The organism is Paenibacillus antri (assembly GCF_005765165.1).
Taxonomy (GTDB): Bacteria; Bacillota; Bacilli; order Paenibacillales; family YIM-B00363; genus Paenibacillus_AE; species Paenibacillus_AE antri.
In genome coordinates, this window is the sequence record NZ_VCIW01000007.1 from 13,466 (window position 1) to 35,914 (window position 22,449).

Sequence of the window (22,449 nt, forward strand, 5' to 3'; positions counted from 1 at the left end):
CAACCGGTTCTCGCCTCGGTTCGCTGTGGTCATAGCCGATTATACCTATGATGATCAGGGTGAAAAATGTCATTCTCCTCTATAGGTAGTGCTCCGAACGTCCCTTCACAATCGCGAGTCGTTTGGTAAAATAAGGTATATTTGAATGGGGGTCAATTATAGACATAGGAAAAAATACGGAGGATAGGTGAAAGGAACATGCCGTTAACCGCAGTCGTCTCCGAGGATGAAAGGATGCAAGTCAAGAGACTTCTGAAGGCCTACCCGTCAATGAAGGCTGCAGTGGACATTTGCGTATGGGATCAGGGAACCGCGATGTCCGAGTATGCCGGGAAGTGCAAGGCGATCGAACGCGCGTTGGAGGCTTTGCCTTACGAAGGGAGGGAAATTATAACGAAATGCTTCTTGGAGCAGAAGAAGGACAAGTACATCTACGAGTTCGTGTTGAAAATTCCTAAAAGCACGTATGACTTGTACAAGTCCAGAGCGATCCATACCTTGTCCTCCATCCTGAAAGCGGCAAACATCGTATAACATAAGGAAAGAAATCGAGCTTCCGCCGAGGAAGCTTTTTTTGCGTCTTTTTTTAGGCTTTTCTTAGGCGAATGTTGGATGTTATTCGTATGATCGCGATACCGATTGTAGGCGGGCGTCCGCTTACACTAAATAGGAACGAACGATCCAGCCATCCGGGAGCGGGTGGCTTTTCTAATGGAGGTGAAAGGAGAGGGGCGTATGTTTGCCGACTTGGAGGCGATCGCGGCTTTCTGCGGGGAGCTCGTCGAAGCGCAAACGTATATCGGGGATATCCCGGAGACGAAGTCGATACCGTCGATATGCTTTCCGCCGCCGCGCATCGCGGACGGGCCCGGCTCGGTGTCCTCGTTCCGCAAGACGTATACGCTTGCGATCCGGGTCGTCCAAGCGACCGACAGCCAGGCGTTCCTGGCGGCGGAGCGCATCGCGGACGGCATTCGGTATGCGCGGTACCGGATTCCCGAGCTGGACGAAGAAGGGAACGCGACCGGCGGTTATTTGCGGATCGATCGATTGGAGCTGCAGATGGCAGGGACCGGCGAAGCGGAGTTGACGGCGGAATGGTCCCGTCAACCGAGCTATTCGAGAGAGAGTTATGCACGCATAAATACATTGCATGTCGCAGGGAGGCTGAAGAGCGATGGGGAAGCAGCGGAATAACGACGTCGATGCGCAGCCGGCGGAAGCGCCGGAGCCGTCGGCGTCGACGGCATCGGCGGAGGAGAACCGGAAGCCGGCCAAGCCGGCGGAGAAACGGTTCACGGCCGCCAGCCTAAGAAGCCATGCAAGGCAGCTGTTCGGGGTGAATCCGGAAACCGTCGACGGCGCGCTGCACGGCGCCGGAGCCGGGGAGTTTACCGTGAAGGAAGCGCAGGCGAAAATCAAAGCATTTTTGAAACGGGAGGTCAAGTGAGATGGCGGGAGGAACTTGGACGTTAGGCGTTGAGAAGGTGCGGCCGGGGCTGTATATGAATTTCAAGATCGCGGCGCTCGAGCGGATCAAATCCGGCGAGCGAGGGACGGTCACGATCCCGCTCGTCTTGAATTGGGGACAGCCGAAGACGTTCCTGCGCATCGAGAAGGACAGCGACGCGATGGAGCTGCTCGGCTACGACATCAACGACGAGGAGATGCTTCTCGTTCGCGAAGCGAAGAAGCGGGCGAAGACGCTGCTCGTCTATCGGTTGAACGACGGGAATAAGGCGACGGGGTCGTTCGGCACGGCGCCGAACGTGACGACGGCGACCGCGATCCACGCGGGCACGAGGGGCAACGACGTGCTCATCACCGCCGAGGACGACCCCTCGAGCGAGAGCGGCATGCTGGTCAAGACGCTCGTCGACGGCAGAGTCGTCGACCAACAGGTCGCGAGCGCGGCGGCCGACCTGAAGGCCAACGCGTGGGTGACGTTCTCGGGCGCGGGCGCGGTATCGAGCACGCCGGGCACGGCGCTGACGGGCGGCACGAACGCGGCCGCGATCGGCGCCGACCATACCGAATATTTGGAGCGGACGGAGACGCAGCATTTCGAGGTGATCGCGTATCCGTACGAAGACGACGAGCTGAAGGTATCGTTCATCTCGTACATTCGCCGGATGCGCGAAGAGGAAGGGAAGAAAATTCAAGGCGTCATCGCCGGCAATGCGACTGAAGGCGTATTCCAGAACATCGCCGATTACGAAGGCATCGTCAGCGTGGGCAACGGCGTCGTGCTGCTTGACGGAACCGCGCTGACCAAGGAGCAGGCCGTCGCGTGGGTCGCCGGGGCGACGGCGGGCGCGTCGATCGTTCAGTCCAACACGTACAGCGCCTACGAAGGCGCGGCGGACGCGAATCCGCGCCTGAAGAACAGTCAGGTGATCGACGCGCTGAAGAAGGGGCAGTTCGTCTTCGTGCACGACGGGGTCAAGGTGAAGGTCGAGCAGGACATCAACTCGCTCGTCTCCTATTCGCAGACGCGCAACAGGCGGTTCTCCAAGAACCGGGTCGTTCGCGTGTTGGACGCGATCGCGAACGACTTCGCCCGCGTCGCGAACGACAGCTATATCGGCAAGATCGACAACAACGCCGACGGCCACGCGCTGCTCAAGGCGGCGGCGAATCAATACTTGCGCGACCTGCAGGATGCCGGAGCGATTCAGAACGTCGACTTCGACAACGACTTCGCGATCGACAAGGCTCGCTCGGTCGGCGACGAGGTATACGTCAACCTGTCCGTGCAGCCGGTGGACAGCATGGAGAAATTTTTCTTTACCGTGGAGGTGCGATAAGCGATGGCGAAGTTTCGCGCGGACAATACGATCAACGGCCGGGAAGCGAGATTGTTCCTGGACAGCGAGGAGATCGGCTACGCCAAGTCGTTCGAGGCGACGATCGAGAAGAACAAGGTGGACATTCCCGTCCTCGGGAATCGCTGGCTCGGCAAGAAGACGACCAGCCTGAGCGGCACGGGCACGTTGACGCTGTACAAGGTGACTTCGAAGTTTTCGAAAATGCTGCTGGAGTACGCGACGACGGGCAAGGACGTCTACTTCACGCTGCAGGGCGTGCTCGACGATCCGGGCGCGGGCCGCGGGACGGAGCGGATTACGTTGATCAACTGCAACATCGACTCGGTAAAGATCGGCCAGTTCAACGTCGAAGCGGAAGCGCTGGAGGAAGAAATTCCGTTCACGTTCGAAGGCGCCGAAATTCCGGAAGCGCTGAAAGATACGTTCGAATAACGACTCAACCCCTTGAAGGAGGAACGCGCGATGGCAGCAACGGCAACGAAATCGATGGATCTGTTCATGAAGGGCAAGGCGAAGCAAGTCGTATTGGAAGAGGTCGTCGTCTCGAAGCGGTACGTGGACGAGGAGGGCAATCCGATCCCGTTCACGCTGAAGGCGGTCGACACGAAGCGGATCGAGGAGCTGCAGGACGAATGCACCGTGCCGCAGTTCAAGAAGGGGAAGAAGATCGGCGAAGAGATCGATTGGAAGCGATTCGCCTGCCGTCTGGCCGTCGAGACGACGGTATACCCGAATTTCCGGGACCAAGAGCTGCTGAACAGCTACGGCATCGTCGACCCTTGCGAGCTCGTGAAGGAGATCTTGAACGTAGGCGGCGAATACGCCGAGCTCATTCAGGCGGTTCAACGGGTGAACGGCTTCGATACGGATTTCGAAGAGCTGGTGGATGAAGCAAAAAACTGATTCGCAGTGGCGATTACCATGCGCTCGTATCCCACCGGGTGTGGCAGAAGCACCACCTTCTCCCGCAGGAGCTGTGGGGCATGGACGATTACCACCGCGCATTCATATACGCCTCCGAGTTTCTCGAGATGGAGGCCGAACGGAAGGCGGAACGCGCGGCGAGACGCGGGTAGCGGGACGCGCCCGCCGCGCCGGAAGGAGGCGAAGCGGCACCTATGGCAGCGGCCAATGCGGTAGTCATGTTGGGCAGAGCGGTCGCCGCGAAGCAGGGCGTCAAGAAGGGAGCCTCGGTTCTGTACAAAGGGGGGAAAGGGATCCCCAAGCCGGGAACGAAGTTCAAGTCTTTAAGCAATATCAGAGCAAAGGATGAAACCGGACTCGGCGCCTTCGCCGACGCGATGGCGAAGGCTTTCGCCAAAGCGACGGCGCCCAAGCCGGAGAAGCCGCCGACGCTGTGGCAGAAGCTCGGAGCGAACAAGAAGCAGATGGCGGAGGCGATCGGCGCGCTGGGCATCGCGAGCAAGCTCAAGAGCTTCGGCGACTCGACGCTCGGAGCGGCGGCGGACCTGGAGTCGAGCCGCATCGGCTTCGACTTCCTGACGAGCAAGCTGAAGGGTTCGGGAGCCGGCGCCAAGGGCAAAGGGAAGGGGCCAGCCAGTGCCAAGGAGCTCGAGCGATCGTTCGCCGATTACTGGACGGCGCTGCGCGAGAACGCGCAGACGACGGCGTTCTCGGCGAGCGACGTGCTCGCCGGAGGCATGAAGGCGATCAAGCTGACGAAGGGCGACACGAAGCAGGCCATGCAGCTCGTGAAGCTGGCCGAGGACATGGCGGCGTTCAACCCCGGGAAGTCGGTCAAAGAAGCGATGGAGGCGCTGTCGGCGGCGAAGACGAACGATTATTCCAAGATGAAAGAGTTCGGTCTCGAGTTCAAGAAGGGCAGCTGGAACAAGTTCCTGAAGACCGCCGACGCCTGGTTCCAGGGGGGCGGCGACAAGCTGAACGCTTCCGCGAACGGCATGTGGGAGATCGTGACCGAAGGGCTGAAGGGCTCGCTGCAGAACGCCGGCGTCGCCGCGCTCGAGCAGGTGAAGCCCGTCATGCAGCGGCTGGTCGCCTGGCTTACGAACGGCGGCTTCAAGAAGCTGGAGTCGCTGGCCGCGAAGACGGTGGACGTATTCGTCAAGAGCTTCTTGTGGATGATGGACGTGCTGGGACCGGTATTCGGCTGGCTCGAGAACGCGCTCGATTGGATCGGTGCCAACTTCGATTCGCTGAGGCCGATTCTGAACGGGCTTATCGCCGCGTTCGCGGCGTTCGCCGTCATCTCGACGGTCATGTCGGTCATCTCCGGCATCGGCACGGCCGTCGCGCTGCTGTCGAACCCTATTTTTTGGGTCGTCGCCGCGATCGGACTGCTGACCGCGGCTTGGACCGGCAACTGGCTGGGCATTCGGGATAAGACGGCGAGCGCGATCGCCTGGATCGTCTCGTCGTATCGATCGCTGAAGGCAGGCATCGAGCGCTTCGTGCAGGAGGCGAAGCAGCTGTTCGCGGACCTCGGCGCCTGGTTCGAGTACGTAGGGACGGAGGTCGCCGCGGCGGGCGAACGCATCGCGGCATGGGCGGGGCGGACGTGGAGCGAGATCGCCGCCGCGACGACGGCCGCGCTAGGGAAAGCGTGGCAAGCGGTGAACGGCGCGTATCAGCGCGCGAAAGCGGTCGTCGTCGGAGCGCTCACCGAAATCTACGACTTCCATGCCCTCGTCTGGAACGGGATCGCGACCATCGTCGGAGCCGCGGGCTCCTTCCTCGCGAATGCCGTCTCCTCCGCCTTCGGGACGATCGGGGGAATCGTCTCGGATGCGATCGATACGATTCTGCGCATCGGCCGGGCCGGCATGGAGCTGTTGCGAGGCCTCTTCGCAGGGGTATGGAAGGGGGCCGCCGGCGATCATGCGGGTGCCGTACGGACGATACAACAAGCCTTCCAGACGGCGTTCGGCAAGGTCTCGGCGCTGCTGTCGGGCTTCGCCGACCGGGCGAAGGACGCCGCCGCGAATTTCGTCCTCGGCTATGCGTCGGGATTGGCGGGCTTCGCGCAAACCGTCGTCGCCGCCGTAACGCCGATCGCGAACCGGATCGCGTCCGTATGGAGCGCCGTATCGGACGTCGCCGTCGCGGCGGGCAAGCGAATCGCGGCAGGCTTCTTCGCCTTCGTCGACGCGATCCGGCAAGGCGCCGCATGGATCGACCGGACGCTGACGCAGTTAAAGATCGACGTTCTTCTCTTCGGGCTGCGGATCGGCCTCGCCTTCGCGGCGTATGTGCAGGACTTGGGCCGCCGGATCGCGGAAGGCGCGAGGAACCTGTTGAATGCGGCGATCCTCGCGTTCCGGCGAGGGATGGACGCCATCGGCACGTACTTAACCGACAAGATGAAGGAGATCGAGACCGCCTTCTGGGCCGCAGCGGATCGTATCGCGGCGGCGTTCGTCGCCGGACTCGACGCCCTGATCGCTTGGGGGCGGAACGCGATGCAGTCGCTTTGGGCTGCGATCTCCCCGGCGCTCCAAGCGATCGGAGAATTCAGCGCGCTGATGTGGGGCATCGTCATCGGCGCCTTCTTCTGGGGCCTTCGGATCGTCTCCGACGCGATGACCGGCTTCGTCGACTCGGCCCTGTCGTTCGGGGAGCGGTTCATGCTGAACCTGATCGCCGGCTTCGAGCAGCTGAAAGGCGCGCTGCTGCAGAAGGTGTCCGACATCTGGGATTCGGTCGCGAGCATCTTCGGCGGCACGACGGCGAAGGTGAATCTGGCCGTGGTGCCGGTGCACGGCAGCCACCGGACGGGGCTCGCCCGCGTGCCGTTCGACGGGTACATCGCGCAGCTGCACCGCGGCGAAATGGTGTTGACCTCCGAGCAGGCGGATCGGTACCGAGGCGGGCAGCTGTCTTCCGAGCAGCGTTCAGCGATGCTGCAGCCGTACGGCGCGGCCGGCGCGGCGCCGACCTCGACGACGAAGTCGGTGGCGATCTCGAATCTGATCGGGGAGATGCATGTCCACGACGAAGCGGACGAAAACCGGTTCATCGAGAAGCTGAAGCGGATGCTGGAAGAGGACTTGTTGACGGAGGGGGAGGGCGTCTATGCCGGTTGAGTTTTGGTTCACGTACAACAACGGCGAGGAGACGCTCCGCCTGCCCGTCAATCCTTCCGAATGGAAGGTGTCCGCCGGCTCCGCGAACGAGACGGTGTCCGTGCAGAAGCTGGGACAGGTGACCGTCATCCAGGACCCCGTCCTTCGGACGTACGAATTGTCCTCTCATTTTCCCAAACATTACGGGCCTTATTGCGCTTACCGAGATATTCCGCCTCCCCGGAGAGGGATCGATCAGCTGGAGAAGTGGAAGAACAGCGGCTTCCCCGTGCAGTTCGTCGTCATTACGTCGGAACAGCATAAGGAAATCACCGTTCCGGTCACGATCGAATCGCTCTCGTACCGGGAGATCGCCGGGGACGTCGGCAGCATCTATTACGAGCTGACGCTTCGGGAGTTCAAATACACGAAGCCCCGAAGCGTGGAGACGAAGCAGGAGAACGGGCAGACGGTGGCCGAGATCAGCAACAAGGGGCAGCGGCCCAAGGCGTCGGTGAAGCCCAAGACGTATACGGTGAAGGCGGGCGACACGCTGTGGGCGATCGACCGCCGCGTCGGCGTGCCGTACGAGAAAATCGCCGCCGCCAACGGAATTAAGCCGCCGTATACAATCCGGCCGAATCAGGTGTTGGTGATTCCATGATCCAATTGCTGCTCGTCTTGGAGAACGGAACGGTCGACATGACCGAATTGGTGGAGAGCGTCGAATGGTCGGGGAACGCGCGGAAGGCGGTCCGCAAGCTGACGGTCGGCCTGCTGCATCTTTCGGACAACGGAGGCGTCCCGCCGCCGGTCCCGAACGGAACCGGCGTGCTGTTCCGGTACGGGGAGGAGGAGCTGTTCCGGGGCAACGTGTTCAACGCCGAATACAAGCCGGGCAAGCTCGCCTTGACCTGCTACGACCAGATGATTTATTTGACGAACAACAAGGATTCTTATGTGTTCAAGAGCATGAAGGCGTCGGCGGTGCTCGCGAAGCTGTGCGCGGATTTTTCGATTCCGGTCGGTGCGATCAAGGATACCGAGTACGTCATCCCGTACATGGTGTGCGACGAGGAGACGCTCTTCGACATGGCGAAGAAGGCGCTCGGGATTACGTACCGTCACCAAGGGGTGCGATACTCGCTCTTTTCCCGGGAGGGGAAGGTGCAGCTTGTGCCTTACAAGGAAAATACCCGCAAATGGGTCATCGAGTCGGGACTGAACTTGATCGATTATTCGTACGGCGAATCGATCGAGAACACCGTCACGAAGGTGAAGCTGCAGGGCGGGGAGGAGAAGCAAACCTTGGTCGCCACCGCCGAGAACAAGTCGCTTCAGAAACAGTTCGGCGTGCTGCAGCATTACGAGAAAATCAAGGATAAACAAAACCGGGCGCAGCTGCAGGAGGCGGCGAACCGGATGCTGGCGGAGAAGGGAAAGGCGACGAAGACGCTGCGGCTGGACGAAGCGCTCGGCATCGCCGAGGTCGTCTCGGGCACGACGATCGTCGCGAAGGTGCCGGAGCTCGGCATCGAGCGGACGTACGCCGTCGAAGAGGACGCCCACCGGTTCAAGGGCAAGTATCATTCGATGTCGCTGACGTTGACGGAGATGACGTAAGGGGGAGTCGCGCATCGCGGAATCGTTAGGGCAATTGATCAAGCGGCACAGCATCAAGAGCGTGCAGTCGCTTAGGCTGCCGGAGCTGATGGAAGCCGAGGTCGTATCCGACCCGCCGGAGTTGAAGATCAAGCTCAAGGGCAGCGATAAGCTGATCATCCCGAAGGAGCTGATCGTCGTCGCGGAGCATCTGTGCCGGGTACATCGCAAGGCGAATGTGACGAATACCGGGAAGACGGCGATATCGAAGCAAACGTTCACGGCGGACACGGATAAGGTGATGGAGCATCAGCATGCCGTATCGGTAGAGGTCGAGTTGAAGGAGCGGGATTTTACTGCGTTGCAAAGCGAGATTCATTTTCTAAACGAGGACAGTAAAGACGATCTGCTGAAGAAGGGCGACAAGGTGATGGCGCTCTCGTTCGAGGGCGGCCAGAAGTTCTTCGTGATGGATCGCATCGTCACGTATTGACGCGGAGGAGGGGGCGCATGTCGTTCGGGGAATTGGTGAAGCGGCACTGTCTCGCGAGCGTGCAGTCGCTAAGGCTGCTAGAGCCGATGGAGGCCGAGGTCGTGGCAGGCCCGCCGGACCTGAAGATCAAGCTGAAGGGCAACGATAAGCTGATCATCCCGAAGGAGCTGATCGTCGTCGCGGAACGGCTGTGCCGGGTCAGACGCAAGGCGAACATTACGAACGCCGAGAGTACGGCGATCTCGTCGCAATCGTTCGACGGGACCGTCGCGGTCGGAGCCCCGGTAGGCAAGAACGATCCGATCCCGCCGGCCCACGCGCATAAGCTGACCGTGACCGTCGCCTTGAAGGACCGGAAGTTCGATCTGTTGGAAGGCGAGATTCATTACATTACCGAGGACGACAAGGACGATACGCTGCGCGCGGGCGACCGCGTGATGGCGTTCGCGTTCGAGGGCGGCCAGAAATATTTCGTGTACGATCGCATCGTTCAATATTAATCGTCGGAGACAGGCGAGGAGGGATGGGCATGGGACTTACTCCCGAAATCGAATTTCCGACCGTCATCCAGAGGAAGGCGCCCGCCCTGCGCACTTATAAGCTCGACTTCGAGACGGGGGAGATCGGCCGGCGGATCGACGGCGCGGAAGCCATTCAACAGCTGATTCATAAGGCCGTCCGGACGATTCGGTTCAGCCACCCGATCTATTCGGACGACTACGGCTGCGAAATTCAACATATGCTCGGCAAACCGTTTTCTCAAGGCTTTATTCAGGTCGAGATGGTTCGGATGATCACCGAAGCGCTCGTATACGACGAACGCATTCACCGGGTGTACGATTTCACGATCACTTCGGAAAACGACGAGGTGTACATCGCCTTCTTCGCCGATACGACCCAGGGGACGATCCGTTACGAAGGGGTGATGTAGCATGGAACAATCTTCGGCGCTCGGCTTCGAGGCGAAGCTGCAGCAGCTGCTCGCCCGCGTCAACGACGGACTCGACAAGAGCGAGGGCTCGGTCATCTACGACGCCTTGGCCCCGATCGCGATGCAGCTGTGGATCGAAGAGAGCAAGTTCCGGAGCATCTTGGAGCAGGCGTTCGCCGTGACGGCGGAGGGGCGATTTTTGGATTCGATCGCCAAGGATTACGGGCTCGAGCGGACGCCGGCCGCGGCGGCGAGGGTCGAGCTGGAGTTTACCGGCGTCGTGGGCGCCGCGATTCCGGACGGCACGACGGTCGGGATCGAAAACTCGGATTTGACGTTCGCGACGATCGGGAACGCGACGATCGGCTCCGACGGGAAAGCGGCGGTGCCCGCTCGATGCAAGCAGCCGGGCCCGGCCGGCAACGTGAACGCGGATACGATCCGCCTGCTGTTCGACCCGGTCAAGGATATTTGGACCGTGAACAATAAGCGGCCGGCCGCCGGCGGCCTCGATCAGGAGGCGGACGTCGCGCTTCGGGAACGGATTCTGTACCAGAAGCGCAATCCCGAGCACGGCGGGACCGAATCGGATTATAAGCGCTGGGCGCTGTCCGTCACCGGGGTGACGTACGCGGACGCGATCAACTGCAAGCGGGGGCTCGGCACGGTCGACGTCGTCATCGACTGCGAAGGGGACGACGAAGCCCGGGAGGCGATCTTCGCGGAGGTTCGGGAGTTGATCGACCGGAAGAAGCCGCTCGGCGTCGACGTGATCGTCGCGCCGGTCGTCCCGCGGGAGCAGCGGGTCGTCGTCCGCGTGTCGGGCCTCGGCGAAGCCGCCGCGAAGCAGGCGGTGCATCAGTACTTGCGGACGATCGAGATCGGCGGCACGATCTATCTCTCGAAGATCGTGGCGGCCGTCATCGTCGCAGGCGCCTCGGACGCCGTCGTTATCGAGCCGGAGGAAAACCTTCCGCTGCCCGAATCGAGCAGCTTGAAGGCGGAGGTCGTGATTCTCTTATGACGTCCTTGATCCGCTACCTGCCGGAATATTACCGGGAGAGCCGGCAAATGAACGCGATTCTGGATGCGGCGGCTCCGGACATTCCCGATGTGGAAGGGCGCCTTCTGCACGCGCTGTTTCTGTCCGAGGCGCCGGAGGAATGGCTCGGGCTGTGGAAGCGGGAGCTTCAGGCGCCGGACCGGGACGCGCTGCTCGCGAAGCTGCGTTCCTCGGGCACTTTGATTTTAGATACGATTCTGGCGCTCGGCTTAACGGCGACGGAGACGTACCGGCTCAGCCCGGAAGACGGTTACACGCTGTCAGGGGACGATGCGGTGTTTCCGGACGGCGCGTTCTACGGGCCGCTGATCTCGGCGATTCACGTCGAGCCGGAGCAGGTCGAGGTCGTCCGCAAGCTGATCCAGATCAGCGGATTCGCGGGCTTCCGGTATTGGTTGGCCGTCCATGCGAAAGCTTCCGTGCGGACCCAAGCGCCGAAAGCGGGGATGCAGCGGAGCGTCTATCCAGGCATCGACCGCGAGACGAAGCTGTCTTACGGCGAACTCAGCGGACGCGGCGTCGACACCGCGGGACGCGTCGCCCTGGTTCGGAGCCACGAAGCCGACGCGGGGAGAGAGGCGTGGTGGTCCCCGGGCCTCTTCTTCACCGACCCGCTTCGCTTCACGGACGAGACGGTTCGCGCGCAGCAATGCGCCGTGACCGTCGTTCAAGAACCGATGTAGAAGCGGGAGCAGTGGCAGGAGTAGAAGGAGTAGCAGGAGTAGCAGGAGTAGCAGGAGTAGGAGGTCACGCACATGGGAGTCAGTTATACGGCGTCGGTGGCCGGGATGCGCACGTTCCAAGCGCTGCATCTCGTGCGAACGACCGACGTCTGGATCGGCATCGGCAAGCCGACGCCGTGGAACGAGGCGGACAGCGCGCCCGAGGTAACCGGTTCGTCGTCTTTGACGGAGCCGATCGGATATAAGAAGGCGGAGAAGGTCCGATTCGTCGTGCCCGACGCGGAAGGCGACATCGTTCAATTCGAGCAGCGGTGGAGGCCGGTCTCCGAGGAAGAGGGGCGGCAAAGCCTCGCCCGCTGGGTGTACGTCGCGGCGTGGATCGCCGGCGACGAGCTGCCCGCCGTCAGCTATCGCCAGAGCGCGATCGTGACGGGGCTGACGCTCGCGCCGGAGACGCCGCCCGGGAAGCTGGCGGTGCTGGCCGCGGAGGTCGGCGATCACGGGCTGCCCTTGGTCGTGAACCACCGTTCGCCGATTCATCGCGCGGCGGATCAACGGGAGTTTCTCGAATTTATCGTGGAGTTCTGATGGGTTTGTCTAGGAGGAGGAGCGTCTCGCTATGAGTGTGTACAATCGATTCGACCCGGCCGACCGCTGGGTATCGCTGCAGGCGAGGAGCGGCCGGCGGCTCCAATCGGCCGAGCTGAACGAAATCCAATCGCTCGCGCTTCACCGCGACAAGCGGATGGGCGACGTCATCTTCGGTTCGGGCCATATTATCGAGGGCGGGCAGATGTTCGTGTCGCCTCCGCCCGGGAACGAAGCCATTATCTTTCCCGCCTCCGTCTATATCGACGGCATGATTCACGACATCGGAGAGAAGCGCATCCCGATTACCCGCCAAGGCGAGGAAATTATCGGGCTGAAGATCGTCTACGAGACGGTGACGCACGAGACGGAGCCTAAGCTGCTCGATCCGGCGGTCGGCTACGCGAACTTCGGCTCGCCCGGGATGGACCGGCTGGCGGCGTCGCCGGAGTGGGTGTTGAACGATCCCGCCGCGACGCCGATGTACCGGCTCGTGAACGGCGAAGTGGTCACCGCCAAGGTGCCGCCGGAGCTGGAGGGCTTCACGCCCGTGCTGGCCCGGCGCACGCACGATACGAGCGGAAGCTTCCTCGTCTCGGGCATGGACGGCTTCATCGAGCCGGCCGAAGGAGAGTATGTGAACCTGGTCATCGAAGCGGGGAAGGCGTACGTCCTCGGCTACGAGATCAATCGGCTCGTCCCGACGCGCATTCGGCTTCGGAAATCGCTCGATGCCCGGAAGGTATCGGACGAAGTGAAGGTGTATAAGGACCCGGGCTCGGGCGCCGAACCGGTCTATACGTTGAACAGCAAGCCCGTGAAAGCGATCCGCGAAATTACGGCCCGGGTGCAGCTCCAGACCGACGTCACGCGTCAAACCGGGATGGCGGATCCGCTCCCCGAAGAGGCCGTCGTCGATATCGTGCGGGTCGTTTACAAAGACAAAAATTATGTCAAAGGAACGCACTACCAGCTCGTCGACAACAGCGTCGATTGGTCGATCGGGAACGACCGGCCCGCCGTCGGGGACACGTACTCGGTCGTCTACCAGTTTATGCGGCAGATGGTCCAGGACGAGGATTATCGCCTGGACGCCTCCGCGAACGGGGTCGCGTGGCTGAACAAGCTGCGCCCGGTGCCCGACTCGCTCTTCAATGTCACCTACGACTACTATTTAGCCCGCAAGGACGCCTTCTACTTGACCCCCGACGGGCAAATTCGAATCGCGACGGGGCAATCGGACGTGCATCCGCCGCTGCCGCCCGTTCCGCCGGACATCCTCGAGCTCGGGGAGCTTCACTTCCCTCCGGCGAGCGGCGAGGTCGCCGTCGTGAACTACAAGCCCAAGCGGCTGACGATGCTGGAGCTGCGTTCCCTGCTCGATCGTCTGGAGCGCGCCGAATACAATCAGGCGATGCTGGAGCTGGAGCGATCCGCCCAGATCGCGGATCCGACGACGCAGAAGAAGGGCATTCTGACCGATAACTTCACGAACTTCGAGCGCATCGATTTCGGCAAAGGCTTCGACGCCATGATCGATCCGGCGAATCAGACGCTGCAGCTGCCCGCGACGCAAACGTTCGAGCAGCTGACCTTCGAGAGCGGGGAGTCGGTCCGGCGGCACGAGCGGCTGCTCACGCTGGACTATACCGAGCAGGTCGTCATCGAGCAGAGCTACGCGACCGAATCGCTGAACGTAAACCCTTACCAAGTGTTCGGCGCGCAGGCGACGATTCGCCTTACGCCTTCTCAAGACTCTTGGGTCGAGCAGACGGTCGTCTCCAACGTCGTATGGGGTTGGTGGGATGCGTGGTGGGGCGGCAGCCGGACCGAAACCCGGGTCATTCTCGACGAGAATATCCCGTTCATCCGGCAGCGCGTCGTCGCCGTGCACGGCGAAGGCTTCGAGCCGAACGCCGACAATCTGCAGGCGACGTTCGACGGCGTCCCGGTGGCGCTCCAACCGGCCGCGGGTTACGGAGCGGGTACGTCGCCGGGGACGGTGAAGGCGAACGGAGCCGGCCGCTTCGTCGCAAGCTTTACGATTCCGGAGAACATCAGAACCGGCACGCGGGAAGTGAGAATTTTCAATTATGTGTAAGGGGGGATAACGGTGGCGGAAATCCAAAACGAATCGAGAACCTCATACGTCGGCGTCGGCCGCAGGCAGCTTATCGAGCAGACGTTCTGGCAGGTGCCTTGGTGGAACCAGATCGACCCGCTCGCGCAAACGTTCTTGCTGCTGGAAGAAAGACTCGTGACGAGCGTCGAGCTGTTCTTCGCGACGAAGGACGCCGATTCCGCGGGGTATACGGCGAAGCCCGTGACCTTGCAGCTGCGTAACGTCGTGAACGGGTACCCGGGAACGACGGTGCTGGCGTCCAAGGTGTTGGAGGCGAGCGCGGTCAAGGTGTCGGCGAAGGGAGAGACAGCCACCAAATTTACGTTCGCCGATCCGGTGCTGCTGCAGGCGAACGTCGAATACGCGCTCGTCATTCTGACCGGGTCCAGCCAATACCGGGTATACGTCGCCAAGATGAGCGCGAAGGATCTGATGACCGGCAACGCCGTGTCCCGGCAGCCCTACGACGTCGGCGTGCTCTTCTCCAGCTCCAACGCGACGGCGTGGACGGCGCATCAGGATACGGATTTGAAATTCCGCCTGTACGCGGCCGAATTCAAGAAGACGGAGAGCAAGCTGTATTTCGGAAGCAAGACGTTGTCCGAGGCGGCCTCCCAGCTGCTGCTGTCCACGAGTCAGGTGGTGCCGCAAGGAAGCAACCTGCAGTGGCAGTGGTCCTCGGACGGCGCGAATTGGTACGCCTTGAACGATACGGGCGTGACGGCGCTGGGCGCCCCGACGCGGCACATTCAAGTTCGCGCCGCGTTGTCCGGCACGAAGAAGAGCTCGCCGGTCATCCAGACCGAAGCGATCGGCGCCGTCGCGCTGTCCTATAAGACGACGGGCACGTACGTCAGCAAGGAATGGTTCACGAACGATTTCTTCACGAAAATTACGATGTACGTCGATTTATATAAGCCTTCCGGAACCGCGCAGGCCGCGGACTACAGCGTGAACGGGGGCGACGCCTGGGTTCCGCTCGGCGAGGGCGCGGCGGTCCGGCAGTACGGGCAATATACGCAGTACAAATACGAAGCGACGGTCCCCGCCTCGAATCGGGTGCGCATTCGGATTCGGCAGTCGAATTCGGAGTCCGCGCGAGCGGAGACGCCGAAGGCCAGGCGGTTGATGGTGACATTGTCCTAGAATTTAGAAAAAAGCGGGTGAAGAGGCGATGGCGAGTACCCACCGCATTACGTTAGACCCGGCCGCTCCCGACAGCCTGTACGCCGGCGCGCAGAAGGTGAACGCGGCGCTGGACGAGGCGGAGGCCCGGCTGGAGAGGTTGGAAAAGCTGGAGCAGGAATGGAACGTGAAGATCGGCAACGCGCTATGCCTGCAATGGATGGAGGTGTGACGATGGCTTACGAAGCGTATTCCGCGGTCGATCTGTACGGCGGACAGCCCGGAGCGGCGTTGACCGATCTGGTGACGTTGAAAAACAAGACGATTCTGAAGAACATCGTCATTCACAATACGACGAGCTCCTCTTCGAAGCTGCAGCTGCACATCATCCGCCCGGGCAAGACGGCCGGCCCCGAGACGCAGCGGATCGGAACGAGCATCGCGAGCGAGGACACCGTGAAATTCTCCTTCGAGACGGTGCTGCCCAAGGGGACGAAGATCGCGGCGCTGCAGACGCCCGCGGGCGCGCTCTCCCTCGATATCTCCGGAGTCGAGGTGATCTCGGTTGTATAGCTCTTTGAAGGGTACGATGAACGGGGGCGGGACGACGACCGTGCGGCGTTCCTTCCCTGTCGCGCCGGGCGAGACGATCCGCAAGGGCGACGTCGTGACGGTGTTCGACGATCTGGCGTACAAGAACGCCGAGCTGCCCCTCGACGCGCTGCCGAAATTCAGCCCGGACGTCCTCTACCTGCGGCCCGACGAACAGAGCCGGGCGGTTCATGCGATCGGCTCGGACGAATTCATTCAGATCGCCTCGACGGACCACCACATCCGAATTGCCCGGCTCGCCGCCGGACCCGACGGCATCGTCGAGAAAGCCGGCAAGCTGCTGCCGGTGTTCGGGGTCGAGGGGATCGACCGGATCTTGTTCAAGCCGCTCGACGAGGGGACCGGCTTGCTCTGTTACCTGGAGCATAACACGGTGCTGTGGCGGTTCCTCGCGGTGCGATGGGCGGGCGGCGACGGGCTGGAGCTGGGCGGCCCGTTCGTTACGGAGTTGAGCACGAACGGGCTGCCGGAGATCGAATCCGCGGGGGCGGATTCGTTCCTCATGGTATGGCATTGCGTGCTGGCGGAGCCCCCTCGGATGAAGGCCCGCCTCGGCGCGATCGGCTCCGATCTGTCCGTCGCGATGCCGGCGGACGCGTATGCGTTCGAAGGAGTCCCTCTGCTGAGCGACCGGTTCGCCTTCGCGAAGCTCGGAGAAGGACGCTACGTCGTCAATTGCTTCATCGGCGATCCGCAGCCGACGGTCGCGACCCAGGCGTTGTTCGTCCGCGAAGGGCGGATCGAGCTGGGAGGGAGGGCGGTCTGGCGGCCGCCCGCCTCCAAAAACGTAGAAATGAGGGCGCTCGCGCTGTCCCCGGACCGGTACATCTTGCTCAACAAAACGGAGAGCCGATTGGACATCTACAACGTCGCAATGCTCAATGACGTCCCTTCGATGGCGGCTCCTTTCCAAGTAACGGTCAGCGGCCTCTTCTTCGACGCGGTCCGGCTCTCGGACCGTCGGTTCGCGGTCGCCTATAACGACCGGAACGCAGGCAGTCTGACGACGACGATGTTCGAAGCGTCCGCGACCGGCAACGCGGTGCTGTCGCTGTTCTCGCGGGGGATGCTCGGCACGATTCGGGGGAACGCGAATCGGCTTCGTTTCGTGTCGTTGGGGGAATCGCTGTATGTTCTTACGTTTAATAGCGAGGCGAGCTCCTATGCCGATTATACGCAGGCGCTCCTGCTTCGCATGACGGCGGACATGACCGCGTTCGAGGACGTCCTGGTCAAGGAGCAGCTGACGAACGTATGGGACCGGGGCTGCGAAGCCGAATATTTCCACTTCTGCGCGCTCGGAACGACCGGCCGATTCATCGTGTCCGGCAGCGGCCGAATGAAGCTGTTCCGGTGCGGTTGGACGCCGCTCCGGTTCATCGACGCGGGGGTGGGCGAGTTCTCCTCGGAGACGGGCGACTATTATTCCAGCGACCGCTTGTTCGACGTCGTCGCGCTGTCGAACGGGTACGTCGTTCTGGCCTACCGGGAGAGGGACACCTGGCACGGCAAGCTGTCCGTGTTCGAGCCTCGTCCCGGCGGGTACCGGCCGATCGCGTCGCATACGTTCTCGTACAGCCATGTCGACAACCTGGCGATCGTGGAGATCGCGCCGGGGAAGATCGCGCTGCAATACAGGCAGCGCATCAAGCCGACGTACGACAGCGGCGGCTCCGAGCGGGAGGTGAAGGTGCTCGTCGCCAAGGTGACGAGCGAGGGACTAACGGAGAAGGCGACGACGAGCTTCGAACCGGAGCCGTATAAGGAAACTCGATTGTTCCCGCTCGCCGGAGACCGATTGCTCGTCCTCGGGCTCAATCATAAGATCGACCTGTTCGCCCGCGTCTTTCGGTATCGGGAGGCGGGCGCGACCCCGAGCTTCGAGCCGCTCGGCGAGGCGCTGCGCTTGGACTACGAGCGAGCGAACTTCACGGCGGCGCGGCTCGGGCCGAATCTGTTCGCCGCGACTTCGGCCGGGAGCTTCCTCGTCGAGGCGAGGGAGGACGGGACGCTGATCTCCAGCGGCAGACTGTCCTTAGAGACGAGCGGCAGCGAAACGCACGGCATGCTCGACGAAGAAGACGGCCATGTCGCGTGCCTTCTGACCGATTCGGCGAGCGGGGCGATCGAGACCGTCCGGTACGCGAAGCTGGGCGGCAGGCTGTTCCAAGCGGGCGATGCGGCGGCGCGGAAGGAGAAGCTGGAGAGGATCGTCACGGAGCTTCGGCGCATGCGGGGGAAGACGGCATTCGTCTACAAGGCGAGATGGACGAAGGGCATGACGTCCCAGCCGGGCCGGCCCGCCTCGGATCTGCGGTTAGCCTTGCTGGATGCGGGTTCCGCAGCGGACGGCGCGCCTCCGAAGGACCGGTTTTATCCGTTCCCCTCGTCGCCGGGGACGCCTTCCGTCTTCTTGCCGATCGACGACCGCCGAGCGTTCTGCGCGATGTCGGACGGCCGGAACAATCAGATATACACGATCGCTTATCTCGACGACGCGTTCCTCGCCTTCGGCCGGCCGTATGTAACCCCCAGCGGCATCGCGGGCTCGGACGGGACTGAAGGGCAGTCGATCGAAGTGACGCTCCGCGGGATCGCGGAGGTGCCCGGCGCGACGTTGCAAGCCGGGACCGCGTACGCCTCGGGGAGAGACGGTCGGCTGTCGGTCGAGCCGGGGGGCAGAACCGTAGGGGTGGCCGTATCGGCGAGCGAGCTGTTGATCGAGTAAGAAAAAGGAGTTCTGTCGACCCATGTCGAAAACATAGGAAATGAGTCTATTTTCCTATGCTGGAGGCATTGTATGATTGAGTTATTGAGGGAGACGGAGCTCTTCTCCGGTTTGGCGGAGCCCCTGCTGCGCAGCATCGCCGATGAGTGCGTGACGAACGCTTACCCCTCCGGCACGATCTTGTTTCGGGAAAACGAGGTGGGCACGCTGCTGTATTTCGTCGTCTCGGGGTCGATCAAGATCTTCACGACCAACGCGAACGGCGAAAGCAAAATCTTGTCCATCATTACCCGCGGCGACTGCTTCGGGGAGCTGAGCCTTCTGGACGGGAAGCCGCGGTCCGCCACCGCTCAGGTGATCGAGGATACGAAGCTGATCTCGCTGTCGGCCAAGAGCTTCAACCAACTATTGAAGAACAATCACGAAATTACGCTGGGCATCATTAAGCAATTGAGCGCGCGCCTTCGGGAGACGAACCAGCAGGTGCAGGATTTAACGTATTTGAATTCGAAGCAGCGGGTTATGAAAAACTTGCTGCAGCTGGCGGGCACCCACGGCCGTAGGAACGCGAAGACGATCCATGTCCGGCTCAGCCTCAATTACGACGAGCTGTCGCAGATGGCCGGGGTGACGAAGCCGCTGCTGTTCCAGGTGTTCCACGAGCTGCAGGAGAAACAGATTTTATCCTTCGTCGAGAAGGAGTTTATTTTGGACTTAAGCCGATTAAAGGTATAGCGGATGTACAGTATATTGTATTAAACGTAAACGGGGCTGCCCTTCCAGTAGATTAGTAGGAATCTACTTGGAGGGCGGCCCCGCGGCGTTCTTTAGTTCTTCGAAGTGGCGAGCCGTTCCACCAGCTCCGCCAAGCGGGCGATCGTCTGCTTGCCGCCTTCGACCGCGCCGTAGTTTTCGACCGCTTGCCTCAGCTGCTCGGCCGAGCGGAATCGCGAATGCATCGATAACGCCGTGTCGCCGTTCCGATCCTCGAGCGTCACCGTCACGCGGAACTGCTCTTCGTCCCCGGGCTCGCCATGCGAGTAGACGAGCCGTTCGGGACGAACGACCTCCCGATAGGTGATCAGGTTCGGATACGCCGTGCCGTCGGGACCGTGCATCACGTACTCCCATTGCCCGTTCGTCCGGGCTTCGAATCGGCTCGTCGTCGTGGAGAAGCCGATCGGCCCCCACCACATCGCGAGATGGTTCGGATCCGTGAACGCGTCGAACACGAGCTCGCGAGGCGCGCGGAACGTTCGCTTCACGACGATCTCCTGCTGTTCTACGTAGGCTTCCGTATTAAATACCGACATCAAGTTCCCTCCAGTTCCTGTACTTCGTTCTTGAAGCGAGTGTATCATACTTCAAATATTCCTGCAAAGGAATATACAAAATCATTTTCCGACAACGGTACGTTATTTCCCCGGAAATCGACACGAACCGATCTCGTTTCGCATAAAAGTCGTTACAACGGCGTGCTCCTCGTTTACAATAATGGGATACAACTGCCGGAGAGGTGAGCCAACAACGATGAACGTACGAAGACGCAAGCTACAACCCCTGCTCTTGCTGATGCTCTTATCGTTGCTCGCGGGCTGCGCGGGCGGCGCCGCGCCCGTCGAGGACCCAATCGAAGAAGACCCGGTCGCCGAGACCCCCGAGACGCCGGGGTCCGAGGACGTTGCGGAACAACCGATCTTGCCTTATACATACCCGCTTACCGGACTGCCGGCCGAGGAGCTGCTGACGGATCGCCCCGTCGTCGTGATGGTGGAAAATTCGCCCGCCGCGCGTCCTCAAACCGGTCTGCATGAAGCGGATCTCGTATACGAAGTGTTGGCGGAAGGCGATATTACGAGGTTTATTGCCGTCTATCAGAGCGTGAAGTCGGAGGAGATCGGGCCTGTGCGCAGCATCCGTCCGTATTTCGTCCAATTAGGCATGGAGGTCGACGGCATTCTCGTCCATGCGGGATGGAGCCAAGAGGCGATGAATTTGATGGTGAAGCATAAGCTGAACCATCTCGACCAAGTATACGGCGATCACGATTATTATTGGCGGGACAAGTCCCGCAAAGCGCCGCACAATTTATACACGAGCATCGAACTCATCCGCAAGGGCGCGGAGAAGAAGAAATTCCGCGAGGCGTGGACCGACCCGGTTGTGACGTTCGCTCTGCCGGGAGCGGGCGGAGATGCGGCGGTGCCGAAGGGCGATCCGGCGGATCGCGTTACCATCCCGTATATCGGAGGTTACGAGGTCGGCTACGAATACGAAGCGGCGACGAAGACGTACTTGCGCTCGATGAAGGGGAAACCGCATACCGACAAGAAGACGGATGCGCGGTTGTCCGCGACGAACGTGCTCGTCGTTCAAGCGAAGCACCGGATCGTCGACGACGTCGGTCGGCGGGAAGTGGACGTACAGGGACCGGGCAAAGGCGTTCTGCTGCAAGCAGGCTTGAAGCGGGATATCGTCTGGGAGCTGAAGAACGGCGTCATCCGCGCGTACGACAAGGAAGGGGCGATTACGGATATTCCGCTTCTTCCCGGGAAGACGTGGGTGCAGATCGTGCCGGACCTGTCGAAGGTGACGTTCGGAGCGGGGACCTAGAGGGAAGAAGAAGGGGCGCGAATTGCAACAATGCAGTTCGCGCCCTCTTGCGTGTCGCGCAAAGCCGATTGCTTGCATCCTTACATGTAAACGCCGGCAATGAGCCGAATGCAGCCGAATATCCTGCAGCCTTGCAGGTATTCGGCTGCTGCACTTTCGCGTCTCATCGAACTTGCAAATGGGAGATTCTAGCTGACATGCAAGACCGCTTTTCCAATCTTCGCCATAGTTTCAGAAATTGTTCAGTTCGTTCTTATATACTGTCGTAAGGAACGAAAACGAACGATTGTCGGAAAGCGAAGGTGAAGGTGGCTCATGATATCGTTGTCGCCGGCGGGAGTCGAGGACGAAGCGTTCCTATTCGAATTATTCGTCAGCGTCCGACTCGCCGAATACGCCGGTTCGGGGTGGAGCCAGTCGGAGATGCAGACGCTGATGTGGGTGGAATTTCGGACGCAGCAAGCGACCTATGCGAACCAATCAGGAGTACGGCATGACATCGTGAAGGAGGGAGACGTGCCGGTCGGCCGGATCCTGACGTCGGAGAGCGCGCTCGCGGTTCAACTCGTCGATGTATCCCTGATTAAGCCTTATCGAGGCAGGGGGATCGGATCGGTGCTGGTCCGAGGGCTGCAGAAACTCGTTGCTCCGACCGGGAAGCCGATCCGCCTACAGGTAGAATTGTATAACCCGGCCATGCGTTTCTACCAACGCCTTGGTTTCCAGCCCTATCGGGAACACTTCCCTTATCTCTCCATGGAATGGAGTCCGAATTCGGGGAAGGTCGCCGCTGCGACAACAACGCTCGCCTAACCTCAATAGGAATCGAAATGCGGGCAAGAGCCCAGGCCAACTAAGGCCTGGGCTCTTGTCTTTTCACCGATGACTGAACTCGGGGAAAAACGGAGGAAGATCATCGATTGCGCATCGGAATCGAGTTTTGAACATGTACACGGGGGAGAAGCGTTCCCTATAATCCTCCATATCGCACGCACGTTGCGACGATTCGGGAGAGGGG

Annotated in this window: 24 protein-coding genes; 23 read left to right on the forward strand and 1 reads right to left on the reverse strand. The window is 61.2% G+C overall.

Features of this window, described 5'->3' with window-relative positions; genetic code table 11:
• The first annotated feature begins 198 nt into the window (after nt 1–198).
• From FE782_RS12555 to FE782_RS12655, 21 genes are all read left to right on the forward strand, one after another.
• The gene (locus FE782_RS12555) at nt 199–534 is read left to right on the forward strand and encodes a hypothetical protein (protein ID WP_138194447.1); all 336 of its coding nucleotides are present in this window, start codon (nt 199–201) and stop codon (nt 532–534) included.
• A 201-nt stretch (nt 535–735) separates the two neighbouring features.
• A complete protein-coding gene (locus FE782_RS12560; RefSeq protein WP_138194448.1) occupies nt 736–1,197 on the forward strand; it encodes a hypothetical protein in 462 nt (153 codons plus the stop codon).
• Nucleotides 1,178–1,450, forward strand: coding sequence for a YqzN/YkzM domain-containing protein (locus FE782_RS12565; RefSeq protein WP_138194449.1), 273 nt, complete (start codon nt 1,178–1,180; stop codon nt 1,448–1,450). The genes FE782_RS12560 and FE782_RS12565 overlap by 20 nt, the downstream gene beginning before the upstream one ends.
• A gap of 1 nt (nt 1,451) precedes the next feature.
• Entirely contained in the window at nt 1,452–2,807 is a 1,356-nt protein-coding gene (locus FE782_RS12570; protein ID WP_138194450.1) for a phage tail sheath family protein, read from the forward strand.
• Nucleotides 2,808–2,810: 3 nt separating this feature from the next.
• Entirely contained in the window at nt 2,811–3,260 is a 450-nt protein-coding gene (locus tag FE782_RS12575) for a phage tail tube protein (RefSeq protein WP_138194451.1), read from the forward strand.
• Between the two features lie 30 nt (nt 3,261–3,290).
• A complete protein-coding gene (locus FE782_RS12580; RefSeq protein ID WP_138194452.1) occupies nt 3,291–3,731 on the forward strand; it encodes a phage tail assembly chaperone in 441 nt (146 codons plus the stop codon).
• A gap of 215 nt (nt 3,732–3,946) precedes the next feature.
• Entirely contained in the window at nt 3,947–6,892 is a 2,946-nt protein-coding gene (locus tag FE782_RS12585; RefSeq protein WP_138194453.1) for a phage tail family protein, read from the forward strand.
• Nucleotides 6,882–7,535 (forward strand): LysM peptidoglycan-binding domain-containing protein, encoded by a 654-nt coding sequence (locus FE782_RS12590; protein ID WP_138194454.1) that lies wholly within the window; start codon nt 6,882–6,884, stop codon nt 7,533–7,535. The genes FE782_RS12585 and FE782_RS12590 overlap by 11 nt, the downstream gene beginning before the upstream one ends.
• Nucleotides 7,532–8,494, forward strand: coding sequence for an XkdQ/YqbQ family protein (locus FE782_RS12595; protein ID WP_138194455.1), 963 nt, complete (start codon nt 7,532–7,534; stop codon nt 8,492–8,494). The genes FE782_RS12590 and FE782_RS12595 overlap by 4 nt, the downstream gene beginning before the upstream one ends.
• Before the next feature lie 34 nt (nt 8,495–8,528).
• The gene (locus FE782_RS12600) at nt 8,529–8,966 is read left to right on the forward strand and encodes a DUF2577 family protein (RefSeq protein ID WP_138194456.1); all 438 of its coding nucleotides are present in this window, start codon (nt 8,529–8,531) and stop codon (nt 8,964–8,966) included.
• Between the two features lie 17 nt (nt 8,967–8,983).
• Nucleotides 8,984–9,466 carry a DUF2577 family protein gene (locus tag FE782_RS12605; RefSeq protein ID WP_138194457.1) on the forward strand — a complete coding sequence of 161 codons (483 nt, stop codon included), beginning with the start codon at nt 8,984–8,986 and terminating at the stop codon, nt 9,464–9,466.
• 29 nt (nt 9,467–9,495) lie between these two features.
• Nucleotides 9,496–9,897, forward strand: coding sequence for a DUF2634 domain-containing protein (locus tag FE782_RS12610; RefSeq protein ID WP_158299368.1), 402 nt, complete (start codon nt 9,496–9,498; stop codon nt 9,895–9,897).
• 1 nt (nt 9,898) lies between these two features.
• Complete coding sequence (locus FE782_RS12615) at nt 9,899–10,921, forward strand: baseplate J/gp47 family protein (protein ID WP_138194459.1); 1,023 nt, start codon at nt 9,899–9,901, stop codon at nt 10,919–10,921.
• Nucleotides 10,918–11,643 (forward strand): hypothetical protein, encoded by a 726-nt coding sequence (locus FE782_RS12620; RefSeq protein ID WP_138194460.1) that lies wholly within the window; start codon nt 10,918–10,920, stop codon nt 11,641–11,643. The genes FE782_RS12615 and FE782_RS12620 overlap by 4 nt, the downstream gene beginning before the upstream one ends.
• 72 nt (nt 11,644–11,715) lie before the next feature.
• On the forward strand, nt 11,716–12,231 hold the full coding sequence (locus FE782_RS12625) for a BW3TFN family phage tail fiber component (protein WP_138194461.1): 516 nt from the start codon (nt 11,716–11,718) through the stop codon (nt 12,229–12,231).
• Nucleotides 12,232–12,262: 31 nt separating this feature from the next.
• Nucleotides 12,263–14,332, forward strand: coding sequence for a DUF4815 domain-containing protein (locus tag FE782_RS12630; RefSeq protein WP_138194462.1), 2,070 nt, complete (start codon nt 12,263–12,265; stop codon nt 14,330–14,332).
• A 12-nt stretch (nt 14,333–14,344) separates the two neighbouring features.
• The gene (locus tag FE782_RS12635) at nt 14,345–15,499 is read left to right on the forward strand and encodes a hypothetical protein (protein WP_138194463.1); all 1,155 of its coding nucleotides are present in this window, start codon (nt 14,345–14,347) and stop codon (nt 15,497–15,499) included.
• A gap of 28 nt (nt 15,500–15,527) precedes the next feature.
• Nucleotides 15,528–15,710, forward strand: a complete 183-nt coding sequence (locus FE782_RS12640) for a hypothetical protein (protein WP_138194464.1) — start codon at nt 15,528–15,530, stop codon at nt 15,708–15,710.
• 2 nt (nt 15,711–15,712) lie between these two features.
• Entirely contained in the window at nt 15,713–16,051 is a 339-nt protein-coding gene (locus FE782_RS12645; protein WP_138194465.1) for a hypothetical protein, read from the forward strand.
• Nucleotides 16,044–18,818 carry a hypothetical protein gene (locus FE782_RS12650; RefSeq protein ID WP_138194466.1) on the forward strand — a complete coding sequence of 925 codons (2,775 nt, stop codon included), beginning with the start codon at nt 16,044–16,046 and terminating at the stop codon, nt 18,816–18,818. Before FE782_RS12645 ends, FE782_RS12650 begins: the two co-directional genes overlap by 8 nt.
• A 72-nt stretch (nt 18,819–18,890) precedes the next feature.
• Nucleotides 18,891–19,553 carry a Crp/Fnr family transcriptional regulator gene (locus FE782_RS12655; RefSeq protein ID WP_138194467.1) on the forward strand — a complete coding sequence of 221 codons (663 nt, stop codon included), beginning with the start codon at nt 18,891–18,893 and terminating at the stop codon, nt 19,551–19,553.
• Between the two features lie 92 nt (nt 19,554–19,645).
• Here FE782_RS12655 and FE782_RS12660 read toward each other — a convergent pair whose 3' ends face one another.
• On the reverse strand, nt 19,646–20,131 hold the full coding sequence (locus FE782_RS12660) for an SRPBCC family protein (RefSeq protein ID WP_138194468.1): 486 nt from the start codon (nt 20,129–20,131) through the stop codon (nt 19,646–19,648).
• Between the two features lie 217 nt (nt 20,132–20,348).
• On the opposite strand from FE782_RS12660, the gene FE782_RS12665 reads away from it, so the two are divergent.
• Complete coding sequence (locus tag FE782_RS12665) at nt 20,349–21,431, forward strand: DUF3048 domain-containing protein (RefSeq protein ID WP_158299369.1); 1,083 nt, start codon at nt 20,349–20,351, stop codon at nt 21,429–21,431.
• Between the two features lie 315 nt (nt 21,432–21,746).
• On the forward strand, nt 21,747–22,244 hold the full coding sequence (locus tag FE782_RS12670) for a GNAT family N-acetyltransferase (RefSeq protein WP_138194470.1): 498 nt from the start codon (nt 21,747–21,749) through the stop codon (nt 22,242–22,244).
• The last annotated feature ends 205 nt before the right edge of the window (nt 22,245–22,449 follow it).

Coding starts and splice junctions, on each gene's coding strand:
- FE782_RS12570 (WP_138194450.1), top strand. CDS start 1,452: ATGGCGGGAGGAACTTGGACGTTAGGCGTTGAGAAGGTGCGGCCGGGG.
- FE782_RS12625 (WP_138194461.1), top strand. CDS start 11,716: ATGGGAGTCAGTTATACGGCGTCGGTGGCCGGGATGCGCACGTTCCAA.
- FE782_RS12630 (WP_138194462.1), top strand. CDS start 12,263: ATGAGTGTGTACAATCGATTCGACCCGGCCGACCGCTGGGTATCGCTG.
- FE782_RS12555 (WP_138194447.1), top strand. CDS start 199: ATGCCGTTAACCGCAGTCGTCTCCGAGGATGAAAGGATGCAAGTCAAG.
- FE782_RS12615 (WP_138194459.1), top strand. CDS start 9,899: ATGGAACAATCTTCGGCGCTCGGCTTCGAGGCGAAGCTGCAGCAGCTG.
- FE782_RS12585 (WP_138194453.1), top strand. CDS start 3,947: ATGGCAGCGGCCAATGCGGTAGTCATGTTGGGCAGAGCGGTCGCCGCG.
- FE782_RS12645 (WP_138194465.1), top strand. CDS start 15,713: ATGGCTTACGAAGCGTATTCCGCGGTCGATCTGTACGGCGGACAGCCC.
- FE782_RS12590 (WP_138194454.1), top strand. CDS start 6,882: ATGCCGGTTGAGTTTTGGTTCACGTACAACAACGGCGAGGAGACGCTC.
- FE782_RS12660 (WP_138194468.1), bottom strand. CDS start 20,131: ATGTCGGTATTTAATACGGAAGCCTACGTAGAACAGCAGGAGATCGTC.
- FE782_RS12655 (WP_138194467.1), top strand. CDS start 18,891: ATGATTGAGTTATTGAGGGAGACGGAGCTCTTCTCCGGTTTGGCGGAG.
- FE782_RS12595 (WP_138194455.1), top strand. CDS start 7,532: ATGATCCAATTGCTGCTCGTCTTGGAGAACGGAACGGTCGACATGACC.
- FE782_RS12620 (WP_138194460.1), top strand. CDS start 10,918: ATGACGTCCTTGATCCGCTACCTGCCGGAATATTACCGGGAGAGCCGG.
- FE782_RS12665 (WP_158299369.1), top strand. CDS start 20,349: ATGAACGTACGAAGACGCAAGCTACAACCCCTGCTCTTGCTGATGCTC.
- FE782_RS12560 (WP_138194448.1), top strand. CDS start 736: ATGTTTGCCGACTTGGAGGCGATCGCGGCTTTCTGCGGGGAGCTCGTC.
- FE782_RS12605 (WP_138194457.1), top strand. CDS start 8,984: ATGTCGTTCGGGGAATTGGTGAAGCGGCACTGTCTCGCGAGCGTGCAG.
- FE782_RS12670 (WP_138194470.1), top strand. CDS start 21,747: ATGATATCGTTGTCGCCGGCGGGAGTCGAGGACGAAGCGTTCCTATTC.
- FE782_RS12565 (WP_138194449.1), top strand. CDS start 1,178: ATGGGGAAGCAGCGGAATAACGACGTCGATGCGCAGCCGGCGGAAGCG.
- FE782_RS12575 (WP_138194451.1), top strand. CDS start 2,811: ATGGCGAAGTTTCGCGCGGACAATACGATCAACGGCCGGGAAGCGAGA.
- FE782_RS12580 (WP_138194452.1), top strand. CDS start 3,291: ATGGCAGCAACGGCAACGAAATCGATGGATCTGTTCATGAAGGGCAAG.
- FE782_RS12610 (WP_158299368.1), top strand. CDS start 9,496: ATGGGACTTACTCCCGAAATCGAATTTCCGACCGTCATCCAGAGGAAG.
- FE782_RS12640 (WP_138194464.1), top strand. CDS start 15,528: ATGGCGAGTACCCACCGCATTACGTTAGACCCGGCCGCTCCCGACAGC.